The organism is Pseudomonas sp. zjy_15 (assembly GCF_043101865.1).
GTDB lineage: Bacteria > Pseudomonadota > Gammaproteobacteria > Pseudomonadales > Pseudomonadaceae > Aquipseudomonas > Aquipseudomonas putida_Y.
Genome location: NZ_JBICII010000137.1, coordinates 50,215 through 74,992, shown reverse-complemented (window position 1 = coordinate 74,992; position 24,778 = coordinate 50,215). Strand labels below are relative to the sequence as shown.

General features: G+C 62.2%; 22 protein-coding genes. 11 read left to right on the top strand and 11 right to left on the bottom strand.

Features of this window, described 5'->3' with window-relative positions:
* Positions 1-111 precede the first annotated feature (111 nt).
* Complete coding sequence (locus tag ACF8EF_RS25325; RefSeq protein ID WP_392462186.1) at positions 112-993, bottom strand: neutral zinc metallopeptidase; 882 nt, start codon at positions 991-993, stop codon at positions 112-114.
* Positions 994-1,193: 200 nt separating this feature from the next.
* Here ACF8EF_RS25325 and pcaH point away from each other — a divergent pair, with 200 nt between their 5' ends.
* Complete coding sequence (gene pcaH / locus ACF8EF_RS25320; protein WP_009682255.1) at positions 1,194-1,913, top strand: protocatechuate 3,4-dioxygenase subunit beta; 720 nt, start codon at positions 1,194-1,196, stop codon at positions 1,911-1,913.
* Between the two features lie 10 nt (positions 1,914-1,923).
* Positions 1,924-2,529 (top strand): protocatechuate 3,4-dioxygenase subunit alpha, encoded by a 606-nt coding sequence (gene pcaG / locus ACF8EF_RS25315; RefSeq protein WP_010955312.1) that lies wholly within the window; start codon positions 1,924-1,926, stop codon positions 2,527-2,529.
* Positions 2,530-2,666: 137 nt separating this feature from the next.
* Here the strand turns inward: pcaG and trmA are convergent, their stop codons facing one another.
* The 3 genes from trmA to ACF8EF_RS25300 form a co-directional block, all read right to left on the bottom strand.
* On the bottom strand, positions 2,667-3,752 hold the full coding sequence (trmA, locus tag ACF8EF_RS25310; protein WP_392462184.1) for a tRNA (uridine(54)-C5)-methyltransferase TrmA: 1,086 nt from the start codon (positions 3,750-3,752) through the stop codon (positions 2,667-2,669).
* Complete coding sequence (locus tag ACF8EF_RS25305; RefSeq protein ID WP_176682511.1) at positions 3,749-5,044, bottom strand: NCS2 family permease; 1,296 nt, start codon at positions 5,042-5,044, stop codon at positions 3,749-3,751. Before ACF8EF_RS25305 ends, trmA begins: the two co-directional genes overlap by 4 nt.
* 229 nt (positions 5,045-5,273) lie before the next feature.
* Entirely contained in the window at positions 5,274-6,494 is a 1,221-nt protein-coding gene (locus tag ACF8EF_RS25300; RefSeq protein ID WP_176682512.1) for an MFS transporter, read from the bottom strand.
* Positions 6,495-6,837: 343 nt separating this feature from the next.
* On the opposite strand from ACF8EF_RS25300, the gene ACF8EF_RS25295 reads away from it, so the two are divergent.
* Genes ACF8EF_RS25295 through ACF8EF_RS25285 form a run of 3 tightly spaced genes read left to right on the top strand, consistent with a single transcriptional unit; the run spans position 6,838 to position 9,450 of the window.
* Complete coding sequence (locus ACF8EF_RS25295) at positions 6,838-8,274, top strand: cytochrome ubiquinol oxidase subunit I (RefSeq protein ID WP_019438403.1); 1,437 nt, start codon at positions 6,838-6,840, stop codon at positions 8,272-8,274.
* A gap of 3 nt (positions 8,275-8,277) precedes the next feature.
* Positions 8,278-9,285 carry a cytochrome d ubiquinol oxidase subunit II gene (gene cydB, locus ACF8EF_RS25290; RefSeq protein ID WP_003251612.1) on the top strand — a complete coding sequence of 336 codons (1,008 nt, stop codon included), beginning with the start codon at positions 8,278-8,280 and terminating at the stop codon, positions 9,283-9,285.
* Positions 9,286-9,294: 9 nt separating this feature from the next.
* The gene (locus tag ACF8EF_RS25285; RefSeq protein ID WP_012274180.1) at positions 9,295-9,450 is read left to right on the top strand and encodes a DUF2474 domain-containing protein; all 156 of its coding nucleotides are present in this window, start codon (positions 9,295-9,297) and stop codon (positions 9,448-9,450) included.
* Between the two features lie 105 nt (positions 9,451-9,555).
* On the opposite strand, the gene ACF8EF_RS25280 is transcribed toward ACF8EF_RS25285, so the two are convergent.
* Positions 9,556-10,680, bottom strand: a complete 1,125-nt coding sequence (locus tag ACF8EF_RS25280; RefSeq protein ID WP_176682513.1) for a methyltransferase — start codon at positions 10,678-10,680, stop codon at positions 9,556-9,558.
* 96 nt (positions 10,681-10,776) lie between these two features.
* Positions 10,777-11,484, bottom strand: coding sequence for an autoinducer binding domain-containing protein (locus ACF8EF_RS25275; RefSeq protein WP_392462182.1), 708 nt, complete (start codon positions 11,482-11,484; stop codon positions 10,777-10,779).
* A gap of 216 nt (positions 11,485-11,700) precedes the next feature.
* On the opposite strand from ACF8EF_RS25275, the gene ACF8EF_RS25270 reads away from it, so the two are divergent.
* Positions 11,701-12,477: a ferredoxin--NADP reductase gene (locus tag ACF8EF_RS25270; protein WP_176682515.1), complete on the top strand. Its 777-nt coding sequence runs from the start codon at positions 11,701-11,703 to the stop codon at positions 12,475-12,477.
* 424 nt (positions 12,478-12,901) lie between these two features.
* Here ACF8EF_RS25270 and mscL read toward each other — a convergent pair whose 3' ends face one another.
* Positions 12,902-13,321: a large-conductance mechanosensitive channel protein MscL gene (gene mscL, locus ACF8EF_RS25265; protein WP_176682516.1), complete on the bottom strand. Its 420-nt coding sequence runs from the start codon at positions 13,319-13,321 to the stop codon at positions 12,902-12,904.
* 176 nt (positions 13,322-13,497) lie between these two features.
* Here mscL and radA point away from each other — a divergent pair, with 176 nt between their 5' ends.
* Positions 13,498-14,868 (top strand): DNA repair protein RadA, encoded by a 1,371-nt coding sequence (gene radA / locus ACF8EF_RS25260; RefSeq protein ID WP_003251626.1) that lies wholly within the window; start codon positions 13,498-13,500, stop codon positions 14,866-14,868.
* 35 nt (positions 14,869-14,903) lie between these two features.
* Here radA and ACF8EF_RS25255 read toward each other — a convergent pair whose 3' ends face one another.
* Together ACF8EF_RS25255 and ACF8EF_RS25250 are read right to left on the bottom strand one after the other, a co-directional pair.
* A complete protein-coding gene (locus ACF8EF_RS25255; RefSeq protein ID WP_176682517.1) occupies positions 14,904-16,421 on the bottom strand; it encodes a nucleobase:cation symporter-2 family protein in 1,518 nt (505 codons plus the stop codon).
* A gap of 263 nt (positions 16,422-16,684) precedes the next feature.
* Positions 16,685-17,047: a PilZ domain-containing protein gene (locus ACF8EF_RS25250; protein WP_176682518.1), complete on the bottom strand. Its 363-nt coding sequence runs from the start codon at positions 17,045-17,047 to the stop codon at positions 16,685-16,687.
* A gap of 176 nt (positions 17,048-17,223) precedes the next feature.
* Here ACF8EF_RS25250 and ACF8EF_RS25245 point away from each other — a divergent pair, with 176 nt between their 5' ends.
* The 3 genes from ACF8EF_RS25245 to yjiA all read left to right on the top strand — a co-directional run bounded on the left by ACF8EF_RS25245 (position 17,224) and on the right by yjiA (position 20,560).
* Entirely contained in the window at positions 17,224-19,290 is a 2,067-nt protein-coding gene (locus tag ACF8EF_RS25245) for a carbon starvation CstA family protein (protein WP_176682519.1), read from the top strand.
* Between the two features lie 17 nt (positions 19,291-19,307).
* The gene (locus ACF8EF_RS25240) at positions 19,308-19,505 is read left to right on the top strand and encodes a YbdD/YjiX family protein (RefSeq protein ID WP_003251633.1); all 198 of its coding nucleotides are present in this window, start codon (positions 19,308-19,310) and stop codon (positions 19,503-19,505) included.
* 77 nt (positions 19,506-19,582) lie between these two features.
* Positions 19,583-20,560, top strand: coding sequence for a GTPase (gene yjiA, locus ACF8EF_RS25235; protein WP_176682520.1), 978 nt, complete (start codon positions 19,583-19,585; stop codon positions 20,558-20,560).
* Here yjiA and ACF8EF_RS25230 read toward each other — a convergent pair.
* Positions 20,520-22,007 carry a methylenetetrahydrofolate reductase C-terminal domain-containing protein gene (locus tag ACF8EF_RS25230; protein WP_339534836.1) on the bottom strand — a complete coding sequence of 496 codons (1,488 nt, stop codon included), beginning with the start codon at positions 22,005-22,007 and terminating at the stop codon, positions 20,520-20,522. The two genes, yjiA and ACF8EF_RS25230, sit on opposite strands and share 41 nt — an antisense overlap.
* A gap of 295 nt (positions 22,008-22,302) precedes the next feature.
* Between ACF8EF_RS25230 and ACF8EF_RS25225 the strand changes: the two genes are divergently transcribed.
* On the top strand, positions 22,303-23,127 hold the full coding sequence (locus ACF8EF_RS25225) for a 5-methyltetrahydropteroyltriglutamate--homocysteine methyltransferase (RefSeq protein WP_176682522.1): 825 nt from the start codon (positions 22,303-22,305) through the stop codon (positions 23,125-23,127).
* Between the two features lie 287 nt (positions 23,128-23,414).
* On the opposite strand, the gene ACF8EF_RS25220 is transcribed toward ACF8EF_RS25225, so the two are convergent.
* A complete protein-coding gene (locus tag ACF8EF_RS25220) occupies positions 23,415-24,593 on the bottom strand; it encodes an acetyl-CoA C-acetyltransferase (RefSeq protein ID WP_392462180.1) in 1,179 nt (392 codons plus the stop codon).
* Positions 24,594-24,778: the final 185 nt, after the last annotated feature.

The window sequence follows — 24,778 nt, the reverse complement described above, 5'->3', positions numbered from 1 at the left end:
TGGATGCCCGCTGATTCGTGCAGGTGTTATCGGCCATGATTGTGGAAGCTGAAACGCTTTTTCAGCAAAATATCAGCACGCGCTCTCATTCACTCGCTATTGGGCCGGGTATCAGAGGGTACGCGCACTGAAGGTATCGCAGCGGTTCACTTCACCTTCGGCAAACCCGGTCTTGAACCAGCGTACGCGCTGCGCCGAGGTGCCATGGGTGAACGAGTCCGGCACCACGCGCCCGCGGCCTTGCTGCTGCAGGCGGTCATCGCCAATGGCATTGGCTGCATTCAGCGCTTCCTCGACATCGCCTGGTTCCAGCCAGTTCAGGCGTTTCTGCGCCTGGTAGGCCCATACCCCGGCCAGGCAGTCGGCCTGCAACTCCTGGCGCACCAACAGGCCGTTGTCGCCCTCCATACGCTGGCCGCTGCGTCGTGCGGCATCGACCTTGGCCGAAACCCCCAGCAGTGTCTGCACATGGTGACCGATTTCGTGGGCGATCACGTAGGCCTGGGCGAAGTCGCCAGCTGCAGCGAAGCGGGTTTCCATTTCGCGGAAGAACGACATGTCCAGATACACCCGCTGGTCCGCCGGGCAATAGAACGGCCCGACCGCTGCCGAGGCAAAACCACAGGCCGAGTTGACCTGGCCACTGAACAGGACCAGCTTGGGGTCACGGTATTGTTTGCCGGCCTGGGCGAACAGGGCTTTCCAGGTGTCCTCGGTGTCGCCCAGAATCGAGGCGACGAACTCGGCCTGCTGGTCGTTGGCCGGAGGGGCCTTGCCGCTTGTGCCACTGGGTGCTGTCTGCTGTTGCTCCATCTGGCCGGCAAGCTGGCCAAGAATCTGCAGCGGGTCCTGCCCGGTGAGCCAGCCGATGCCGACGATCAGCAGAATCGCCCCGAGGCCCAGCCCTTTGCCGCCACCGAAACGCATGCCGCCGCCACCGCCACCTCTGGCATCGACCACGTTGTCGCTGCGTCGGCCTTTTCGCCATTCCATGAGTGCTCTCCCGAGCGTGAAACAAGAAGACAAAGATTAGTTCACGAAGGCGGTACGTGTCAGGCTGAGGTGTTGATACATAACCATTTGGTTATGTATCAAGTGGTCGATTTCAATATTCATCGCGTACCGCCTGCCGGAAACTGCAAGTCCGCCTGCCACGCCCAGGCGTTCTCACAATTCCAAGAGAGGAAACCGGCATGCCCGCCCAGGACAACAGCCGCTTCGTGATCCGTGATCGCAACTGGCACCCCAAAGCCCTTACGCCTGACTACAAGACCTCCGTTGCCCGCTCGCCGCGCCAGGCCCTGGTCAGCATTCCGCAGTCGATCAGCGAAACCACTGGTCCGGACTTTTCCCACCTGGGCTTCGGCGCCCACGACCATGATCTGCTGCTGAATTTCAATAACGGTGGCCTGCCAATCGGCGAGCGCATCATCGTCGCCGGTCGTGTCGTCGACCAGTACGGCAAGCCTGTGCCGAACACCTTGGTGGAGATGTGGCAGGCCAACGCCGGCGGCCGCTATCGCCACAAGAACGACCGCTATCTGGCGCCACTGGACCCGAACTTCGGCGGTGTTGGCCGGTGCCTGACCGACCGCGACGGCTACTACAGCTTCCGCACCATCAAGCCGGGCCCGTACCCATGGCGCAACGGCCCGAACGATTGGCGCCCGGCGCATATCCACTTCGCCATCAGCGGCCCGTCGATCGCCACCAAGCTGATCACCCAGTTGTATTTCGAAGGTGACCCGCTGATCCCGATGTGCCCGATCGTCAAGTCGATCGCCAACCCGCAAGCCGTGCAGCAGTTGATCGCCAAGCTCGACATGAGCAACGCCAACCCGATGGACTGCCTGGCCTACCGCTTCGACATCGTGCTGCGCGGCCAGCGCAAGACCCACTTCGAAAACTGCTGAGGACCCCGCCATGCCAATCGAACTGCTGCCGGAAACCCCTTCGCAGACTGCCGGCCCCTACGTGCACATCGGCCTGGCCCTGGAAGCCGCTGGCAACCCGACCCGCGACCAGGAAATCTGGAACTGCCTGGCCAAGCCAGACGCCCCGGGCGAGCACATTCTGCTGATCGGCCATGTATACGACGGGAACGGCCACCTGGTGCGCGATTCGTTCCTGGAAGTGTGGCAGGCCGACGCCAACGGTGAGTACCAGGATGCCTACAACCTGGAAAACGCCTTCAACAGCTTTGGCCGCACGGCTACCACCTTCGATGCCGGTGAGTGGACGCTGCAAACGGTCAAGCCGGGTGTGGTGAACAACGCTGCTGGCGTGCCGATGGCACCGCACATCAACATCAGCCTGTTTGCCCGTGGGATCAATATCCACCTGCACACGCGCCTGTATTTCGATGATGAGGCCCAGGCCAACGCCAAGTGCCCGGTGCTCAACCTGATCGAGCAGCCGCAGCGGCGTGAAACCTTGATTGCCAAGCGTTGTGAAGTGGACGGGAAGACGGCATATCGCTTCGATATCCGTATTCAGGGGGAAGGGGAGACCGTCTTCTTCGACTTCTGAGGTGAAGCTTGGGGCCGCTCTGCGGCCCATTCGCGGGCAAGCCCGCTCCTACAACGATCTGCGTACACCGACGCCGATCAATGTGGGAGCGGGCTTGCCCGCGAATGGGCTGCAAAGCAGCCCCGGCGATACAACGATCAGCGCCGAACCAGCAAAACCCCACTTTCCATATGGTGGGTATACGGGAACTGGTCAAACAATGCACAGCGCTCGATACGGTGGGTGTCCTGCAACTGGGCAATGTTCGCTGCCAGTGTTTCCGGGTTGCACGAAATGTACAGGATGCGTTCGAATCGACGGGTCAGCTCGCAGGTATCCGGGTCCATCCCCGCACGCGGTGGGTCGACGAACACGGTACCGAACTGATAACTCTTCAGGTCGATGCCTTCCAGGCGACGGAACGGCCGCACCTCATTGAGTGCCTGGGTCAGTTCCTCTGCCGACAAACGTACCAGCCGCACGTTATCCACAGCGTTCTCGTCGAGGTTGCTCAGTGCAGCATTGACCGACGTCTTGCTGATTTCGGTGGCCAGCACCTGGCGTACACGCGTGGCCAGCGGCAGGGTGAAGTTGCCGTTGCCGCAATACAGCTCCAGCAAGTCATCCTCACGCTCGCCAATGGCCTCGAAGGCCCAGCTGAGCATCTTCTGGTTCACTGCGCCGTTGGGCTGGGTGAACGCACCCTCAGGCTGGCGATAGCTGAACACGCGGCCAGCCACGTCGAGCTTTTCCACCGCGTAGTCACGGCCGATTACCAGACGCTTGCCCTTGGAACGGCCAATGACGCTCACGCCCAGCGCTTCCGCCAGTTGCCGTGCCTCCACTTCCCAGGCCTCGTCCAGCGGGCGGTGATAACACATCGTGATCATTGCATCGCCAGCCAGGGTGGTGAGGAACTCCACCTGGAACAGGCGGTTGCCCAGTTCTTCGCTGGCTTGCCAGGCCGCCTTCAGGCGCGGCATCAGTGCGTTGATGCGCTGGCTGGCAATGGGGAAATCGTCGATCAGGATTGCCTTGTGCTTCTCGCCCGGGGCGAACATGGCGTAGTGGCGCTGGCCATCCTCGCGCCACAGGCGGAACTCGGCGCGCAGGCGGTAATGCTCGCGCGGTGAGTCGAAAACAGTCGGCTCCGGCGCGCCGAACGGCGCCAGCAGCTCGCGCAGCCGGGCCACTTTGGCATCCAGCTGGGGGGCGTAGGAGGAGGGGTCGAAAGCAGCACTCATGCGTTGAACCAGCCTAGCTTGATGACGAACAGGATGGAAAGGATCACCAGCGCCGGGTTCAGGTCGCGGTGGCGGCCCGAAATCAGCTTGACGGCGGTCCAGGCGATGAAGCCGAAGGCGATGCCGTTGGCGATCGAGTAGGTCAGCGGCATGGCCAGGGCAGTCACGACAACCGGCGCGGCTTCGGTCACGTCGTCCCAGTTTATTTCTGCCAGGCCCGAGGCCATCAGCACGGCGACGAACAGCAACGCCGGGGCCGTGGCGAAGGCCGGTACGCTACCGGCCAGCGGAGCGAAGAACAGCGCCAGCAGGAACAGCACGGCAACCACGATGGCAGTCAGGCCGGTACGGCCACCGGCGCTCACACCCGCAGCAGATTCGATGTAGCTGGTGGTGGTCGAGGTACCCAGCAGCGAACCGGCCATGGCAGCGGTGCTGTCGGCGATCAGGGCCCGGCCCATCTTCGGCATGTGGCCGTCCTTGCCCATCAGGCCCGCGCGCTTGGCCACGGCGATCAGGGTGCCGGAGTTGTCGAACAGGTCGACGAACAGGAACGCGAAGATCACGCTGACAAGGCCCACATCGAGGGCGCCGGCGATGTCCAGCTGCAGGAAGGTGGGTGCCAGCGACGGTGGCATCGACACGATCCCGCCGAACGGCGTGACGCCCATGGCGATCGACGCGACGGTGACGGCCAGGATGCCGATCAATACCGCGCCGCGCACCTTCAGCGACTCAAGGCCGACGATCAGGAAGAAGCCCAGCGTGGCGAGAATCACCGAAGGCTGCTTGAGGTCGCCCATGCCCACCAAAGTGGCTGGGTTATCGACGACGATGCCGGCGTTATTCAGGGCGATCAATGCCAGGAACAGGCCGATACCGGCGGCAATCGCCGAACGCAGCGGCAGCGGAATGCTGTTCACGATCCACTCGCGGATGCGGAAGATCGACAGCAGGAAGAACATCACCGCCGACAGGAACACGGCACCCAGCGCCACCTGCCAGGTGTGGCCCATGTGCAGCACCACGGTGTAGGTGAAGAACGCGTTCAGGCCCATGCCCGGTGCCAGGGCGATCGGGTAGTTGGCAATCAGGCCCATGGTGGCGGAGCCGATGGCCGCTGCCAGGCAGGTGGCGACGAAGATCGCGCCCTTGTCCATGCCGGTCTCACCGAGGATGCTCGGGTTGACGAACAGGATGTAGGCCATGGCCAGGAAGGTGGTGACGCCCGCGAGAATCTCGGTGCGCACGTTGGTGTTGTGTGCTCTTAGTTGAAACAGCCTTTCCAGCATTCCCGCTCCCCAAGGCGCCCCCGGCGCCATGAATGTATCGACCCCATCAGCAAAGCACAGACCGTACCGGATGCCGTGGTTTTGTGTGGGGAGGAAAAAAGCCGCGCATCATACCAGCATGCATGGCGGGGGCCTATGGCCGTTGGGGAATGGGTTTTTCTGGCTCTTCGCGGGTAAGGTCCCCGGTAGGCGCGGGCTTGCCCGCGAAGAGGCCGGCACAGGTAACCCATCACCCGTTATGCAACCGATCCCGCTTGGCCAGGGTAGGGAACAGTTTTATCCACACCCCGGTCACCACCAAGGTGCCCACCCCACCCAGCACCACCGCCGGCACTGTACCAAACCAGTGCGCGGTCACCCCCGATTCGAACTCACCGAGTTGGTTCGAGGCACCGATGAACAAGCCGTTCACTGCGCTCACCCGCCCACGCATTTCATCCGGTGTCTCCAGCTGCACGAACGAACTGCGAATGACCATACTGATCATGTCTGCCGCACCCAGTACCACCAGTACCGCCAGCGAGAACCAGAACGAGGTCGACAGGCCGAAGGCGATGGTCGCCACGCCGAACACGCCGACCGCAGTGAACATCGTCCGCCCGACGTTGCGCTGGAACGGGAAGCGCGCCAGCCAGAGCGACATCAGCAACGCCCCCACCGCTGGCGCCGAGCGCAACAGGCCAAGGCCCATCGGGCCGGTCAGCAGGATGTCCTTGGCAAATACCGGCAGCAACGCGGTGGCCCCGCCCAGCAATACTGCGAACAGGTCCAGCGAGATGGCGCCGAGGATGTCGGGCCGGCTGCGAATGAAGCGGATGCCAGCCAGCAGCGATTCGATGCTGGCTCGCCCGCGCTGGGCGACCTGGCCGTGTGCCTGCAGGCTCAGGGTCAGCACGCAGGCAATGGCGTACAAGGCCACCGTCGGGCCATACACCCACATGCTGCCAAAGGCATACAGGAAACCGCCCACCGCCGGCGCCACGATGGTCGCCGACTGGGTGGCCGAGGCCGACGCCGCCACTGCCCGCGGGAACAGCCCGGCCGGTACCACATTGGGCAACAGCGCCTGGGTTGCCGGCATTTCGAATGAGCGGCTGGCGCCGAGCAGGAAGGCCAGGGCAAAGATCAGTTCGCGGGTGACGTTGTCGGTAGCGCTGCCCACCGCCAGTGCCAGGGCAATCAGCCCCTGAAGGCTCTGGCACAGGGCGGCGACCTTGCGCCTGTCATAGCGGTCGGCGACATGGCCGGTGTGCAGCATGAACAGCACCCGTGGGGCGAACTCGACCAGGCCGACCAGGCCCAGGTCCAGTACGTTGCCGGTCAATTGGTAGAGGTGCCAGCCGATGGCCACGGTGAGCATCTGGAAGCCGCTGGCGGTGAACACACGGGCCAGCCAGAAGGCCAGAAAAGGACGATGGTGACGCAACAACTGCGGTGCGGAATCGGACATCGGAAATCAGTGGCCTCGGCGCAGTAGAGGGGCGCGCAGCGTATCACCTGTTTGTAACAAGCAGTTACTGTTTGCTCAGGTCGGCACTTTTCTACTGTTTATTAAAGAGGGTGAGGCAACAGGTCACGCGGCAATCCACCACACGCCCCATCGGGCCATTCGGGACTATGCTTCCAAGCATTCATTGATCTGGGTCAATCGTTCCAGATCAATGAATTGGCCGTCTGGCCGGAATCCCTGCGATCGAACAGAACAATTCCAACACGCCGTACTCGACCCAGTGGGGGCAGTGGGCGACTGGGGCCACAAGCCCGGACGCCGGATTATCTGAAGAGGAAGCACCATGTTCGGAATAGAGGCCTTAGAGCTCGCCCGAATGCAGTTTGCCTTTACCGTGTCATTCCACATCCTGTTCCCGGCCATCACCATTGGCCTGGCGAGCTACCTGGCAGTCCTTGAAGGCCTCTGGCTGCGGACCCACAACCAGGTTTACCGTGACCTCTATCACTTCTGGTCGAAGATCTTCGCCGTCAACTTCGGCATGGGCGTGGTCTCCGGCCTGGTCATGGCCTACCAGTTCGGCACCAACTGGAGCCGCTTCTCCGACTTTGCCGGCGCCGTCACCGGCCCGCTGCTCACCTACGAAGTACTGACTGCGTTCTTCCTCGAGGCCGGCTTCCTGGGCGTCATGCTGTTTGGCTGGAATCGCGTCGGCCGTGGTCTGCACTTCTTCTCCACGGTGATGGTAGCGCTCGGTACGCTGGTTTCGACCTTCTGGATTCTCGCCTCGAACAGCTGGATGCAAACCCCGCAAGGTCACGAGATCATCGATGGTCGGGTGGTGCCGGTGGACTGGTTTGCGGTGGTGTTCAACCCCTCGTTCCCCTACCGCCTGATGCACATGGCCACTGCCGCGTTCGTTTCCACCGCGTTCTTCGTCGGTGCCTCGGCGGCCTGGCACCTGCTGCGCGGGCGTGACAACCCGGCCGTACGCAAGATGCTGTCGATGGCCATGTGGATGGCACTGATCGTCGCCCCGATTCAGGCAGTGATCGGTGATTTCCACGGCCTCAATACCCTCAAGCACCAGCCGGTGAAAATTGCCGCGATCGAAGGCCACTGGGAGAACGTGCCCGGTGAGCCGACTCCGCTGATCCTGTTTGGCATTCCCGACATGGAGGCCGAGACTACCCGGTTCAAGATCGAGATCCCGGCGCTCGGCAGCCTGATCCTGACCCATAGCCTGGACAAGCAGGTGCCGGCGATGAAGGAGTTCCCGCCCGAGGACCGGCCTAACTCCACCATCGTATTCTGGTCGTTCCGGATCATGGTCGGGCTTGGTTTCCTGATGATCTTCGTCGGCCTGTGGAGCCTGTGGTTGCGCAAACGCGGCACACTGTACAGTTCGCGCCCGTTCCTGCATGTGGCCCTGTGGATGGGGCCATCCGGGCTGATCGCGGTGCTGGCCGGCTGGTTCACTACCGAAATTGGCCGCCAGCCCTGGGTGGTGTACGGCCTGATGCGCACGGCGGACGGTGTTTCCAACCACAGCTACGCGCAGCTCGGCTTCACCCTTGTGGCCTTCGTGGTGGTGTACTTCGCCCTGTTTGGCACCGGCCTTGGCTACATGATGCGCCTGGTGCGCAAAGGGCCGCAGACCGGCGAGGGTGATGAGCACACACCGGGAGGCCCAGGCCAGAAACGCACGCCGGCACGGCCTTTGTCCGCCGCCGATGATGGCCGCGAGGCCACCTCTGCCAGCCTGAACAAGGGGAACTGAACCATGGGTATCGACCTTCCACTGATCTGGGCCGTGATCATCATCTTCGGCGTCATGATGTACGTGGTGATGGACGGATTCGACCTGGGGATCGGCATGCTCTTCCCCTTCGTCAAGGGCGAGCAGGACCGTGATGTAATGATGAACACTGTCGCGCCGGTATGGGACGGCAACGAAACCTGGTTGATCCTGGGCGGTGCCGGACTGTTCGGGGCCTTCCCGATGGCCTATGCCGTGGTCCTCGAGGCCCTGTACCTGCCCCTGATCCTGATGCTGATCGGCCTGATCTTCCGGGGCGTGGCCTTCGAGTTCCGCTTCAAGGCCAAGGCTGACAAGCGGCATATCTGGGACAAGGCTTTCATCTGGGGTTCGCTGATTGCCACCTTCTTCCAGGGCGTGGCGTTGGGTGCGTTCCTGGAAGGCTTCAAGGTGGTCGACCGGCATTTCGCCGGTGGCACCCTGGACTGGCTGACCCCGTTCAGCCTGTTCTGCGGGCTGGGGTTGATCGTGGCCTACACCCTGCTGGGTTGCACCTGGCTGATCATGAAGACTGAAGGGCCGCTGCAACAGAAGATGCACGACATGGCCCGGCCGCTGGCGCTGGTGCTGCTGGTGGTGATCGGTATCGTCAGCCTGTGGACCCCAATCGCCTACCCGCAGATTGCCGACCGCTGGTTCAGCATGCCCAACCTGATCTGGTTCATGCCGGTACCGCTGCTGGTGCTGGTGACGTTCTACGGGTTGCTCAAAGCGGTGGCGCGCAATGCGCACTACACGCCGTTCCTGCTCACGCTGGTATTGATCTTCCTTGGCTACAGCGGCTTGGGAATCAGCCTGTGGCCTAACATCATCCCGCCGTCGATCTCGATCTGGGATGCCGCAGCGCCACCGCAAAGCCAGGGCTTCATGCTGGTGGGTACCCTGTTCATCCTGCCGTTTATCCTCATGTATACCTTCTGGAGCTACTACGTGTTCCGCGGCAAGGTGACCCACGAAGACGGCTATCACTAGGAGGGCCGCATGATGACTGGCAAGCATGGCTTGGAAGACAAGAAACCGCTGTGGCAGCGACTGGGTTGGCTGTTGCTGATCTGGGCGATGAGCGTCGCGGCGCTGGGTGTGGCGGCCTGGGTGATGCGGCTGTTCATGGGGGCGGCGGGCCTGACCACACATTGATAAAGAGCGGCAGCGGGCTTGCCCGCGAAGCAGGCAACGCGCTAGATGGCACCGGCGTTGCCGGTGTTCGCGGGCAAGCCCGCTCCTACGGGGGCGGTGGCGCGCTTACTTGCGGGCTTTCAGAATGACGAACTTGGGCGTTGCCGCCACCTGCTCCACCCCCCGGAACAACCGCGCCAGCTTGCTGTGATAGCCCAGGTGCCGGTTACCCACGATGTACAGCGCCCCACCTACCACCAGCGCTTCACGCGCCTGCTGGAACATGCGCCAGGCCAGGAAATCACCTACTACCTGCTGTTGGTGGAACGGCGGGTTGCACAGCACCACGTCCAGCGACTGCTTCTCCAGCCCGGCCAGGCCATCGGCCGCGACGAAGGTCGCCGGGCGCTCGCCCAACGCTGCCTGCCAGTTCTCCTGCGCCGATTGCACCGCCATGTACGACTCGTCGACCAGGGTGTACTCGGCCTCCGGGTTGGCCAGGGCGCTGGCAATCGCGAGTACGCCGTTACCGCAGCCCAGGTCTGCCACCCGCGCACGGCCGAGGTCGCGTGGCAGATGCGGGAGGAACGCCCGGGTACCGATATCCAGGCCTTCACGGCAGAACACGTTGGCGTGGTTGATCAATTCCAGTGCCGGCACGTCGAGGCGGTAGCCGCTAGGGTAGGGGGACTTGGCGAGCGGCCGCTCGGCAACCGTTGCAGTCAGCAAGCGGGCTTTTTTCTGTGCCAGCGAAGCCTGTACGGGGCCGATGTACTTCTCCATCAGGTCGCCGGCCGCCCGTGGCAGGTGCTTGATCATCGCCCCGGCAATCACCTGCGCACCGGGGGCCAGCTGGCCTTGCAGGCGGATCAGTTGTTCTTCGAGCAGGGCCAGGGTCTTGGGTACACGCACCAGCACCCGATCAAACGGGCCTTGCCAGTGCTCGCTGGCCGGTACGAACGGCACACTGTCGAATGGCAGGCCATTGCGCGCCAGGTTCTTTTCCAGGGCCAGATGCCCCAGGTGCGAGTCACCGCTGCTGACCACCTGCAGCTGGCCCGCCAGGCTGGCGGCCAGGGCACCGAAGCTGTCATTGAGCACCAGTACCCGGCAATTGGCGTCAGGTGCCTGATCGTGTAGCTGCGCAAGCAGGTACTCGTCGGCGGCATCGAAAGCCTGCAACGGGTCGTTGGCCTGCTCCGGCTGGCGGATCAGGTCGAGTTCGGCGTAGGGGGTGGTCAACAGGGGCATGGCGTCTGGCTCGGGTACGAAACTGCCCGTTGCGGTTCGCCCCGGGCTTTGCCGGGCGATTCTACAGGGCTTTGCCCAAGGCCGCAGGCTTGGAGGTCAGATCCAGCCACGCAAGGCGGCAATGGCGATGGCTCCGGCCTTGTTGGCTGCATTGGTCTTGGTGATCACGCTGCGGATATGGAAGTTGACCGTGCTTTGCGACAGGGAGAGGATGCAGGCTACATCGGCAGCGGTCTTGCCGGCGGCAGACCATTTCAGCACTTCCAGTTCACGCTCGCTCATTTTCGGTTGGGGTGGGCACAGTGCGTTCAGGTGATGCTCGCCCAGTACCGCGTGAAGGGTGTGGCACAGCCACTGCACACTACCGGCTTTGTCGTACAGCTCGAACACATCGATGTGGCCGTTTGGTCGAGCGACACTGATCTGGCTTTCGTTGTGCTGCAGATCGTGAAGCGACTGTGTCCAGCCGTGGCGCAAGCCATGCTGGCAGGCCATTTCGCGAAATTGCGGGGCTTCCTTGTACAGTTCATCGGTCCACAGCACCGGCGTCGTCGAGCTGTGGCTCAGGTTCGCCGCCGGGTCCTGCTTGTAGAAGTCGTCGCGCTGGTAGCGCTCGATCCACTCACTTGGGTAGTTGCTGTAGAGGTACAGCCTTGGCGTTTGTGTAGCGATCTGAATACGGATGTTCAGCCCAAGGTAATCCATGCCCAGGCCCTGAGCCAGGTGGACTGCGATGTCGAACAGCTTCTGCGGGCTCCGTTCGTTGACGAAGGCATGAAGATGTTCAGGTTTCCATTGATACATCTGAGGCACTCCTTGGAGGCGCGCAGAATCCAATCCGTTTGAGTACCCGGAAGATTGTAGGAAAAGACCTACCATCCTGTTGGGAATTTTTTGTTATAGCGATCAGGATTTTCTGCGACTTCGGCCCGGTTGCACTCTATGAGGCCCTACAAAGCGGTGGTTTTTATCCTGGCCACTTTAGGCGACACTGTGCACACGCCAACCCTGGAGCCCGATATGACCGCTAGCGCCGACAAGTTCACCCGCCAGACACTGCTCGATGTTCAGCCACTGACGCCGAACCTCTTCAGCCTGCGGGTTACGCGCGACGCGGGGTTCCGCTTCCGTTCCGGCCAATTTGCCCGGCTAGGTGTGACCAAGGCCGATGGTAGCGTGGTGTGGCGCGCCTATTCCATGGTCAGCGCGCCCCATGATGAGTATCTGGACTTCTTTTCCATCGTGGTGCCAGGTGGTGAGTTCACCAGTGAGCTGAGCCGTTTGGGGGCAGGCGATACGTTGCTGATCGACCGCCAGGCGTTCGGCTTCCTCACCCTCGACCGCTTCGTCGGTGGTCGTGATCTATGGCTGCTGGCCACCGGTACCGGCATTGCGCCCTTTATGTCGATCCTGCAGGACTTCGAGGCCTGGGAGCGTTTCGACAGCATCAAGCTGGTGTATTCGGTACGCGAAGCCAAGGAGCTGGCCTATGTGGATGAGATTGCCGGGCTGGAACAGCGCGATTATCTGGCTGAGTACGCGGGCAAGTTGCAGTTCATTCCCGTGGTGACCCGTGAACAGCACCCGGGGGCGCTGAACCAGCGGATTACGACGTTGATCGAGAATGGCGAACTGGAGAGGGCGGCAGGGCTTGAACTGTCACCGGAGCATTCGCGGGTGATGCTGTGCGGTAACCCGGAAATGATCGACGAAACCCGCAAGGTCCTCAAGGCGCGAGACTTGCAACTGAGCCTGAGCAAGCGGCCCGGGCAGGTGGCTGTCGAGAACTACTGGTAAGACCATTGCGGCCGTTGTGGGGCCTGTAGGAGCGGGTTTACCCGCGAAAGGGCCGGGCCTGCTGGCCAATCTCCACCCGCCGTTCACCGTTGCTGTCGCCACCGTATTCGCGGGTAAACCCGCTCCTACACACAAATCGTTGGTGGACACGCATCGGTGGTTGGACACAGGCCGCCGTAGGAGCGGGTTCACCCGCGAAGAGGCCGGGCCTGCTGGCCAATCTCCACCCGCCGTTCACCGTTGCTGTCGCCACCGTATTCGCGGGTAAACCCGTTCCTACACAGATGGGGGGGGCACACATCGGAGGTTGGACACAGGCCGCCGTAGGAGCGGGTTCACCCGCGAACACCGGCGAAGCCGGTGCCATCCATCGCATTGCTTTCTTCGCGAGCATGCCCGCTCCCCACAGCGCCTCCGGCAATTTTCAAGGCAAGCGGTTCTGGTTCTGCGTCTTGAGCAAATCGCGAATTTCGGTCAGCAGCGTCTCTTCAGCCGAAGGCACAGGCGGCGTAGTCGGTGCCACGGCTTCTTCACGCTTGAGCTTGTTGATTGCTTTCACGCCCATGAAGATGGCAAAGGCCACGATCACGAAGTCGATCACGGTCTGGATGAACTTGCCATACGCCAGCATCACCGCTGGCAAGTCACCTTCGGCAGCCTTCAGGGTAATGGCCAGGTCGCTGAAGTCCACGCCACCGATCAACAGGCCCAGTGGCGGCATGATCACGTCGCCGACGAAGGACGAGACGATCTTGCCGAAGGCCGCGCCGATGATGATACCGACCGCCATGTCGACGACATTGCCTTTGACTGCGAAAGCCTTGAACTCGTTGAGCATGCCCATGTTTGGTTCCTTGTAACAAAAGGTAAGGTTAAGGCAGTGTAAGCCACTAAAACGCTTCATGCGTTGTGTTCAGGGCTACTGACTGCAGTTAGAACGAATAGTTTTGTCGCATCCCGAGGCGTTCGAGACACGTCCTGCTCGGCTATCATGGCGAATTTTTCCAGGAGACCCCACCCATGGCCAAGGCCAAGCGCTTGTATGGCTGCACCGAATGCGGCGCGACTTTCCCCAAATGGGCCGGCCAGTGCGGCGAATGCGGGGCCTGGAATACCCTGGTCGAAACCATGATCGAAAGCGGCGGCGCTGCTGCACCCAGTAGCGGCCGCGCTGGCTGGACAGGACAGCAGGCGCAGATCAAGACCCTGGCCGAAGTCAGTGTCGAGGAAATCCCGCGTTTCACGACCAGCAGCACCGAACTGGACCGTGTGCTGGGTGGCGGCCTGGTGGATGGCTCGGTGGTGCTGATCGGCGGTGACCCCGGCATCGGCAAATCGACCATTTTGCTACAGACCTTGTGCAACATCGCCGTGGGCATGCCGGCACTGTATGTCACAGGGGAGGAGTCGCAGCAGCAGGTGGCCATGCGCTCCCGGCGGCTGGGCCTGCCCCAGGACCAGCTCAAGGTGATGACCGAAACCTGCATCGAGACGATCATTGCCACGGCGCGGGTCGAGAAGCCGAGGGTAATGGTGATCGACTCGATCCAGACCATTTTCACCGAGCAGTTGCAATCGGCCCCGGGCGGCGTGGCCCAGGTGCGCGAAAGCACAGCGTTGCTGGTGCGCTACGCCAAGCAAAGCGGTACGGCAATCTTCCTGGTCGGCCACGTGACCAAGGAAGGCTCGCTGGCTGGCCCAAGGGTGCTGGAGCACATGGTCGACACTGTGCTGTATTTTGAAGGTGAGTCCGATGGCCGCCTGCGCTTGCTGCGGGCGGTCAAGAACCGCTTTGGCGCGGTCAACGAACTGGGCGTGTTCGGCATGACCGATCGTGGCCTCAAGGAGGTCTCGAACCCGTCGGCGATCTTCCTCAACCGTACCCAGGAAGAGGTGCCGGGTAGCGTGGTGATGGCAACCTGGGAGGGGACCCGGCCGATGCTGGTCGAGGTGCAGGCGCTGGTCGACGATAGCCATCTGGCCAACCCGCGGCGGGTGACCTTGGGCCTGGACCAGAACCGCCTGGCCATGTTGTTGGCGGTACTCCACCGTCATGGCGGTATCCCGACCCATGACCAGGACGTGTTTCTCAACGTGGTCGGCGGGGTGAAGGTGCTGGAAACGGCTTCGGACCTGGCGCTGCTGGCGGCGGTGATGTCCAGCTTGCGTAACCGGCCACTGGCCCATGGTTTGCTGGTGTTTGGCGAGATTGGCTTGTCGGGCGAGGTACGGCCGGTGCCCAGTGGCCAGGAGCGCTTGAAGGAAGCGGCCAAGCACGGCTTCAAGCGTGCCATCGTACCCAAGGGCAATGCGCCGAAAGAAGCGCCGGCGGGTTTGCAGGTGATTGCCGTTACCCGCCTGGAACAGGCGCTGGATGCGTTGTTCGAATAATGTGCAGGAGCGAGCAAGCTCGCTCCTGCACACAGTCAATGCTCGGCAACTGGCGTGCGCTTGACCGTTTCATTGCCATGCTCGTCCAGTTCCAGCATTGGCACTTCGTTACCCTCGGCATCGAACAGCTTGCCATCCTTGAAGTAGTCCCCATCACGCAGCGCGGAAATGTCCGAATACTGGATGGTCCGCTCGTAGGCTGCAGCGAACACTGACTGGTTTTCCGAGTTGCCGGTGGTGAAGTGGTTGAAGATCAGGTTCAGCAGGATGGCCATGATCGCCGCCGAGCTGATGCCGGAGTGGAAGATGGTCTCGAACCAGTTCGGGAAGTGGTGGTAGAAGGTCGGCGCGGCAATCGGGATCATGCCGAAGCCCAGCGAGGCGGCAACGATGATCAGGTTGACGTTGTTCTTGTAGCTGACCTTGGACAGGGTGCGGATACCGCTGGCCGCCACGGTGCCGAACAGCACGATACCGGCGCCGCCCAGTACCGGGGTAGGCACGGCGGCAATCACCCGTCCCATGACCGGCAGCAGGCCGAGTACCACCAGAATCACGCCGCCGGTAGCCACCACGTAGCGGCTCTTGACCCCGGTCACCGCCACAAGGCCAACGTTCTGGGCGAACGCGCTCTGGGTGAACGAACCGAAAATCGGCGCCAGGATGCTCGATGCCATGTCGGCGCGCAGGCCGTTGCCCAGGCGCTTTGAGTCCACCTTGGTGTCGATGATCTCACCGACGGCGAGGATATCGGCCGACGTTTCCACCAGGGTCACCATGATCACGATGCACATCGACAGGATCGCGGCGATGTGGAACTCCGGCATGCCAAAGTGGAACGGCGAGGGGAAGGCGAACATCGGGCCTTCGCTGACCTTGCTGAAATCGGTCATGCCCAATGCCCAGGCGATCAACGTGCCGACCACCATGGCCAGCAGGATCGACAGGCGTGAGATGGTTGCGTTGCCAAGCTTGCTCAGCAGCAGCACGATGGCGAAGGTCAGCCCGGCCAGGCCGATGTTGGCCATGCTGCCGAACTCCGGCGAGGCGCTGTTGCCACCCATCACCCAGCGTGCGGCAACCGGCATCAGGGTCAGGCCGATGGTGGTGATGACGATACCGGTCACCAGCGGCGGGAAGAACTTGGTGATGCGCGAGAACACCGGCGTGATCAGAAAGCCGATCAGCGACGCTGCCATGACCGCGCCGAGTACGCCTGGCAGGCCACCGCCCCCCTCGCTGCTCAGAATCGCCCCCATGGTCGCCACACCGGCGAACGACACGCCTTGTACCAGCGGCAACTGGCAACCAAAGAACGGCAGACCAAGGGTCTGCAGAAGGGTGGCCAGGCCACCGGCAAACAGCGAGGCGGCGATCAGCATGCCGATTTCGGCACCATTCAGGCCCGCGGCCTGCCCCAGGATCAGGGGTACTGCGACGATCCCACCATACATGGTCAGCACATGCTGCAGACCATAGGCCAGGTTGGCACCAAGGCCGAGGTTTTCATCCTCGGGTCGCTTGGCGGGAGACGTGCTAGGGGACGTAGTCATGGAGCAGGCTCTCTGTTTATTGTTGTGCCGCTACTGTAGACACTTCACTCAATTGATTGCTACAAGAATTGTATACAATATTTTGATCGGAGCGCGAACAGATCCGGCCGCAGGGCGTGCTAAAACCCAATGCAGAAGGCGTACCAACTTGGCAGAAGCTGTATTAGAAGGGTGTGTACAAAGCAACGCTACCCAGGCTTAAAGCTGTCTGGGTAGACAAGAAACACTCTGTGGGGAGGCTATTAGCTAGCTAAGAGATTTCATTATTCGATGAGTTCGCGCAGCTCACGCATCATTTCGGTGCTGTCAGCCACGTTCAGTTCCACAAGACGGTGCAAGTGGCTCAGCGAGTCGAGGTCGATGTAGAGGCAGATGAAGCCCAGGCGGTCCGCTTCCTCGTGGCGCAGTTCGACCTGCATCTGCACGCGGGCATCTTCGCCCAGGTGGATGATGGCGTCGAAGTCCTGCGTCAGGTCGGCATCCCAATCTGCCGGGCGTTCTATCAGCAAGCCTTTGAGTGAAAGGTCCAGCAGTTTTGCAGGCCAGCGTTTCAGTCCCTGGTGTAGCTCGGCGGGCGCATCGAAGTCGATGCGTTGAAAGCGGCGGCGTTCGTCGTGATCGCTCATGGCATGGATCCTCAATAGGTCGTCAGGTGTCATCCTGACTATATTTAGAACTGCATGTGCATCAGGTACTGCAATCTGGCCGCAGAGGCTCTAGAACAAAGCAAGTGTGGCAATGCCGCTTGACTCGCCCTAGACTCGGTGGGCGGTCTTTCCAATCCACCAGCTGGAAGCTAACCATGAACAACAATAATAGCCTGCTACGCCATATTCCGTGGCTGGCGCTGGCAGTCATAGGCGCCTGCGCACTGGGTGTGGTTGCCCTGCGTCGCGGCGAGGCGATCAACGCCTTGTGGATCGTGGTCGCGGCGGTGGCCATCTACCTGGTCGCCTATCGTTACTACAGCCTGTTCATCGCCACCAAGGTGATGCAACTCGACCCGCGCCGTGCCACCCCGGCGGTGCTCAACAACGATGGCCTGGACTACGTTCCGACCAACAAACACATTCTTTTCGGCCACCACTTCGCCGCCATCGCCGGCGCAGGCCCCTTGGTCGGGCCGGTACTCGCCGCGCAAATGGGCTACCTGCCCGGCACGCTGTGGCTGATCGCCGGCGTGGTGCTGGCCGGTGCGGTGCAGGACTTCATGGTCCTGTTCATGTCTACCCGCCGCAATGGCCGCTCGCTGGGCGACATGGTGCGCGAGGAGATGGGCAAAATCCCGGGCACCATCGCCCTGTTCGGCTGCTTCCTGATCATGATCATCATCCTTGCGGTGCTGGCGCTGATCGTGGTCAAGGCCCTGGCCGAAAGCCCGTGGGGCATGTTCACGGTGATGGCGACCATCCCGATCGCGATGTTCATGGGCATTTATATGCGCTACATCCGTCCGGGCCGTATTGGCGAAATCTCGGTGGTTGGCGTGGTACTGCTGCTGGCTTCCATCTGGCTGGGGGGCGTGATCGCTGCGGATCCGGTGTGGGGCCCGGCGTTCACGTTCACCGGCGTACAGATCACCTGGATGCTGGTGGGCTACGGGTTTGTCGCCGCCGTGCTGCCGGTATGGCTGGTACTGGCGCCGCGTGACTACCTGTCGACCTTCCTCAAGATCGGTACGATCCTTGGCCTGGCCATCGGTATCCTGATCATCGCACCCGAGCTGAAAATGCCGGCGCTGACCCAGTTCACCGACGGCACCGGCCCGGTGTGGAAGGGTACCCTGTTCCCGTTCCTGTTCATCACCATTGCCTGTGGTGCGGTGTCTGGCTTCCACGCGCTGATTTCCTCGGGGACCACCCCGAAGCTGCTGGATAACGAAACCAACGCCCGCTATATCGGCTATGGCGGCATGCTGATGGAATCGTTCGTCGCCATCATGGCCATGGTTGCGGCCTCGGTGATCGAGCCGGGCGTGTACTTCGCCATGAACAGCCCGGCTGCCGTGGTCGGTTCCGATGTTGTGTCGGTAGCGCAGACGGTCAGCAGTTGGGGCTTCCTGATTACACCTGAGCAGCTCGAAGCGGTCGCCCGTGACATTGGCGAGCACACCGTCCTGGCCCGTGCCGGTGGCGCGCCAACCCTGGCGGTCGGTATCGCGCAGATCCTGCACCAAGTCTTGCCAGGTGAAAACACCATGGCCTTCTGGTACCACTTCGCGATCTTGTTCGAGGCGCTGTTCATCCTCACTGCGGTGGATGCCGGTACCCGTGCCGGGCGCTTCATGTTGCAAGACCTGCTGGGCAGCTTCGTGCCGGCGCTCAAGCGCACCGACTCGTGGGGGGCCAACCTGCTCGCCACCGCTGGCTGCGTGGCACTCTGGGGCTATCTGCTGTACCAGGGCGTAATCGACCCGCTGGGCGGCATCAACACCCTGTGGCCGCTGTTTGGTATCTCCAACCAGATGCTGGCCGGTATCGCCTTGATGCTCGGTACTGTGGTGCTGATCAAGATGAAGCGTCAGCGCTACATCTGGGTCACCCTGCTGCCGGCCGTGTGGCTGTTGATCTGCACCACTGCAGCAGGCCTGATCAAGCTGTTCGACCCGAACCCGGCTGTCGGCTTCCTGGCCCTGGCCAAGAAGTACAGCACTGCGCTGGACGCCGGCCAGGTACTGGCCCCGGCCAAAGACATCGGGCAGATGCAGCACGTGATCTTCAACGCCTACACCAACGCGGGCCTGACGGTCTTGTTCCTGCTGGTGGTCTTCAGCATCCTGTTCTTCGCCATCAAGGTCGGCTACGTCGCCCTGGGCCGCAAGGAGCGCAGCGACAAGGAAACCCCGTTCCAGGCGCTGCCTGACGCGTAATAGAGAGGACTGCAATCATGTTCAACGACCTGGGTCGACTGGGAAAATACCTGGGGCAGGCAGCCCGCCTGATGGTCGGCATGCCCGACTACGACAACTATGTCGAACACATGCAGAAAACGCATCCGGACAAGCCGGTGATGAGCTACGAGGCGTTCTTCCGCGAACGCCAGGAAGCACGTTACGGTGGCAAATCCGGCCCCAAGTGCTGTTGAGCCTGCGGTACGTGTGAACCTGTGGGAGCCTGGGTAACCGGCTCCCACAGTCATTTTCAGATTCAGGAGTATTTTGCGTGCAGACGCCCATTCCCGTAACCGTCCTCACTGGCTTCCTCGGTGCCGGCAAGACTACCTTGCTCAGGCACATGCTCAAGGCCGAGCATGGCCTGAAGCTCGCCGTGATCGAAAACGAATTCAGCGAGGCCGGCATCGACAGCCAACTGCTGGGTGATCAGCCGGTGCAGGTAATGACCTTGGCCAACGGCTGTGTATGCTGCAGCATCCATGGCGACTTGACCCGCGCCCTGTACCTGCTGCTTGAACGTCTGGATGCCGGCGAGATTGCCTTCGACCGCCTGGTGATCGAGTGCACCGGCCTGGCCGACCCGGCGCCGGTAGCGCAAACGTTCTTCATCGACGAGGAGCTGCGTGAGCGCTACATCCTCGACGGCATCATCACCCTCGTCGATGCCGCGCATGCCGAACTGCACCTGACCCAGACCATCGCTCAGGCCCAGGTCGGCTTTGCCGACCGTCTGCTGCTGAGCAAGACCGACCTGGTCGAGCCAGCTGCGGTTGAAGCCCTGCGCGAACGCCTGGGCCGCATCAATAGCAGGGCTGCGATCCGTGTGGTCGAACACGGCTGCATCGACCTGGCTGAACTACTGGATGTGCGCGGTTTCAACCTCAACCCTGACCTTGGGGTAAACCTGAAACCGATGTTGCGACCCGTGCTCAAGCCTGCCACCCCGGACCGCATCTCCACGATGGTGCTGCGCACCGAAGCCCCGCTGGATATCGACCGCCTCAGCAGCTTCATGAACGAGCTGCTGGAAACCCACGGCAAACAGCTGCTGCGCTACAAGGGCGTGCTGAACATTGCTGGCGAGGAGCGCAAGCTGGTGTTCCAGGGCGTGCTCAAGCTTTATGGCTTCGACTGGGACGCCGAGTGGGCCGCAGGCGAAGCGCGCGAGAGCGTGATGGTGTTCATTGCCGATGAACTGCCCGAGGCTACGATTCGGGCTGGCTTCGAGGCAATGGCTGCGGGCTGAGCCGCTGGGGCGCCTGCCCTGCGAACCACTGCGGCCATGAGCTGCGGTGTCGGGTTTCGACCTCGATGCACGGGATCAGGCGTTCGGTCAGCACAGCGGTTTGCCGCACTGCTTTGGCGGTGCGGTATTTGACGCTGTGGATGCACTCGCGGTCGCCGAACTCGCAGCGGTTCAGGGCGGTTCCGCCGCAGGGGCCATTGGCCAGGCCTTTAGGGCAGGTTTCCGGGCAGGTGTACAAGGTGTCTTCCAGGCGGCAACGGCCGCAGGTGTCGCAACCCACCAGCGGGCGCTTCACACTGCGCTCGAGCGTGTGCAGCACTTGTGCGCCAACGCGTGTTGCCCATAGAGGCTGGCGCACTGCCCAACCGAAGGCCTTGCTCAGGCCGTTGCGCCGGCTGAACAGCAGTGAATGCATGCCATGCATCAGGTGATAGCGGGCTTTTTCCTTGAATGAGGCATCGACCCGTGACTCGCCCAGGCGCCAGCCCGCCTGTGGCGGATGAAAGGTTACCGCTGGCAGGCCGGGCATCTGCCAGCTGGCGTGCCAGGCCGGTGTCCATTGCTCCATTGACTGAACCTGGGTTTGCCAGTGCTCGATACGGGCCTCGAGGGCCAGCAGCTGTTCGAGTGTGTGAACCCCTGACAGGTGCACACCGGCGTAACCCATCAGCTTTGTACCGATAATCTGCAAGGCCAGACGGTCAACACTGCGCGCCTGGGCAAAGGCCTTGGACTGCGCCGTCTCCGCTTCGAGCATGTCGCGCATGGAGAGCGTGACAGTGACGCCGGCCACGTGGTCGAGCATCGCTGCGCGCCCGTGGGTGAGGCTCATGAGGCAGGCCAGCATGGGCTTGGGTGACGCCTGGCGGCGCATCCAGTGTATGGCTTCCTGGTGCTTGGCGGCATCGAAGCCCAGCTGCAAGGTGAAGAAGTCAGCCCCCGCTGCCAGCTTTTTCTCGGCCTTGAAATACTGGGCGCCGCCTTCTTCCTCGTGGTACTTGAACGGGTTCAGCGCCGCGCCCAGCAGCCAGTGCGGGCAAGCCTGGCGGGCAATCTGCAGGGCAGCGACCGATTCCAGATAGCGCACCGGGCGCTGGCCAGGTTCATGGCCGGGCAGGCGGTCGCCAGTCAGCAGTAACAGCTGGTCGAGGCCGGCGGCGTCCATGCGCTGCAGTTGGGCGAGCAGGTGGTGGCGCTCGCGATCCTTGCCCGAAAAATGCGGCAGGGCAGGCACCGGGTTGCTGAACGAGGCGAGGGCGTCCAGCGGTGACATGTCCAGCGGGCTGCCGACACGATCACCGATGGCCACGGTCATAGGCCAGCCGCACAGGTGCGCACGGGCCATGATCGCTTCCATGGCGGCAAAGCGTTCTGCGGAAGGTTTGGGGACGAACTCCATGACGCAGACGAAGTTCTTTTCGCGCAGGGCGGTTTTCAGCAGGCTCATGTTGGCCGGGCACCTGGTGTGGTCAGGGTGGCATTGTGCGGCAGAAGGCGAGCCGGGTCATGTCCGGATGCGCAAGGTGGTGATCTGAATGAGACATGGGGGCCGGGAAGATCATGAGAGCCGTGTAGGACTTGCCCGTGAAAGGGCCGGCACAGCCACTGCACAATCATGATCATGATCATGATCATGATCATGAAGATTTCTTGGGTTCATCTCAAATTTAATGAGTTTGTCTCAACACCCCGCCAGCCGGAGAATCTCCCTCATTCATTAAAGCATGCTGAAGGGACAAGACATGGCACTGGCACATAACCTGGGCTTTCCACACATCGGCCGTGACCGCGAGCTGCGTGCCCGCCACTGGCAGGTGCAGAAAGACGCTGGCATCGAGCTGCTGCCGGTCGGCGACTTCGCCTGGGACAGCCACGTGCTTAGCGCAGGCGATCAGCCGTTCGTTCTGAACTGGGAACCACTGTTCGAAGAAGTGGAGCACGCCAAGGCTCTGGGCCATGCAGTCAAGCCGGTAGTGATCGGCCCCTTGACCTACCTGTGGCAGGGCCAGACCCTGGGCGGTGACTTCGACAAGCTGGAGCTGCTTGACCGCCTGCTGCCCGTGTATGACCAGCTCCTCAACCGCCTGGCCGCCCTGGGCGTTGAATGGGTGCAGATCGATGAACCCATCCTCGCCCAGGCGCTGCCCCAGGACTGGAAAAATGCCTATGAACGCGTCTACAACATCCTGCAACGCGCACCGTTGAAGAAGCTGATCGCCACGTACTTCGGTGGCCTTGACGGCAACCTCGGCCTGGCCGCCAACCTGCCAGTGGATGGCTTGCACGTCGATCTGGTTCAAGCCCCTGAGCAATACCAGAGCATTCTCGACCGCCTGCCGGCTTACAAGATACTGTCGCTGGGCCTGGTCGACGGTCGCAACGACTTGCCTTGCGATCTGGGCAAGACCCTGGGGCTGCTGCACGAGGCCCATGAACGCCTGGGGGAGCGGCTGTGGTTGGCGCCGGCCTGTTCGCTGCTGGAGAGCCCAGTGGATCTGGCCGTGCAGAAGTGCCAGGAAGTGGCGGTGCTGGCTGCTTCGCTGGAGCAGGACCGAGCCGCGGCTTGAACGGTTGCTGCCTGTGCCGGCCTCTTCGCGGGTGAACCCGCTCCTACAACGGCCTGCGCCCAATCACCGATGTGTGTCCACCACCGATCAGTGTAGGAGCGGGTTTACCCGCGAATACGGTGGCGAATGCAACGGTGAATGGCTGGTGGAGATTGGCCAGCAGGCCCGGCCCTTTCGCGGGTAAACCCGCTCCTACAACGGCCTGCGCCCGATCACCGATGTGTGTCCATCACCGATCAGTGTAGGCGCGGGTTCACCCGCGAAGAGGCCGGGCCTGCTTGAATCAATCAGCGCTCGATGGCCAGCGCCACCCCTTGCCCGCCACCAATGCACAAGGTGGCCAGGCCTTTCTGGGCATCCCGCTTGATCATCTCGTGCAGCAGGGTCACCAGCACCCTGCACCCGGAAGCACCAATCGGATGGCCCAGGGCAATCGCCCCTCCATTGACGTTAACCCGTGCGGCATCCCATGCCAGCGCATTGCCCACGGCCAGCGCCTGGGCGGCAAAGGCTTCGTTGGCTTCGATCAGGTCCAGTTCGGCCAGTTGCCAACCGGCCTTGTCCAGGCAACGCTGGGTCGCCGAAACCGGACCGATACCCATGATCGCGGGGTCTACCCCGGCACTGGCATAGGCGGCGATCTTCGCCAGCACCGGCAGGCCCAAAGCCTCGGCCTTTGCGGCGCTCATCAAAAGCACGGCGGCGGCGCCGTCGTTCAGGCTGGAAGCATTGCCTGCGGTGACGCTGCCGTCCTTCTTGAAGGCCGGGCGCAGTTTGCCCAGAGACTCGGCGGTGGTGTCCGGGCGTGGTTGCTCGTCACGGGCAAAAACCTTGGGCTCTCCCTTTCTCTGCGGCAGCACGATGGGGGTGATTTCAGCGTCGAAACGGCCGGCCTCGATCGCCGCCATTGCCTTGCGCTGCGATTCGGCAGCGAAGGCATCCTGCTGTTCACGGGTTAGACCGTACTTGTCCACCAGGTTTTCGGCAGTGATGCCCATGTGGTAGTCATTGAAGGCATCCCACAATCCGTCCGTGATCATGCTGTCGATCAGTTGGCCATGGCCCATGCGCTGCCCGGTACGGGCGGAGGGCATCACGTAGGGGGCAAGGCTCATGTTCTCCTGACCACCGGCAATCACCACCTCGGCATCGCCGCAGCGAATCGCCTGGGCGGCCAGGTGCAGGGCCTTGAGGCCCGAGCCGCAGACCTTGTTCAGGGTCAGGGCCGGTACGCTGAAGGGCAGGCCAGCCTTGATCGCCGCCTGGCGTGCCGGGTTCTGACCGGCACCGGCAGTGAGCACTTGGCCGAGGATGACTTCGTCGACCTGCGCCGGGTCCAGCCCGGTTTGTTTCAGCAGTTGCTTGATCACGGCGGCGCCGAGGTCGACCGCAGGCACTGTGGCCAGGGCGCCCTGGAAGCTGCCGATGGCGGTACGGGTTGCGGCGACGATCACCACGTCGTTCATGTTGTTGTTCTCCGTGCAATGGGCGTAGTGCCGCCAGCATCGGCGGGTTTGGCTTATTTGTTAAGTTTGTTTTTCTTTCGGATTGATGTGAAAAGCAAATCAATGGGTGGCGGACGTTTTAACCCGCCAATCTGGATTTCGTGCTGCCATGTCCCTCCTGCACAGAAGAACTCTGGTTTTGCATC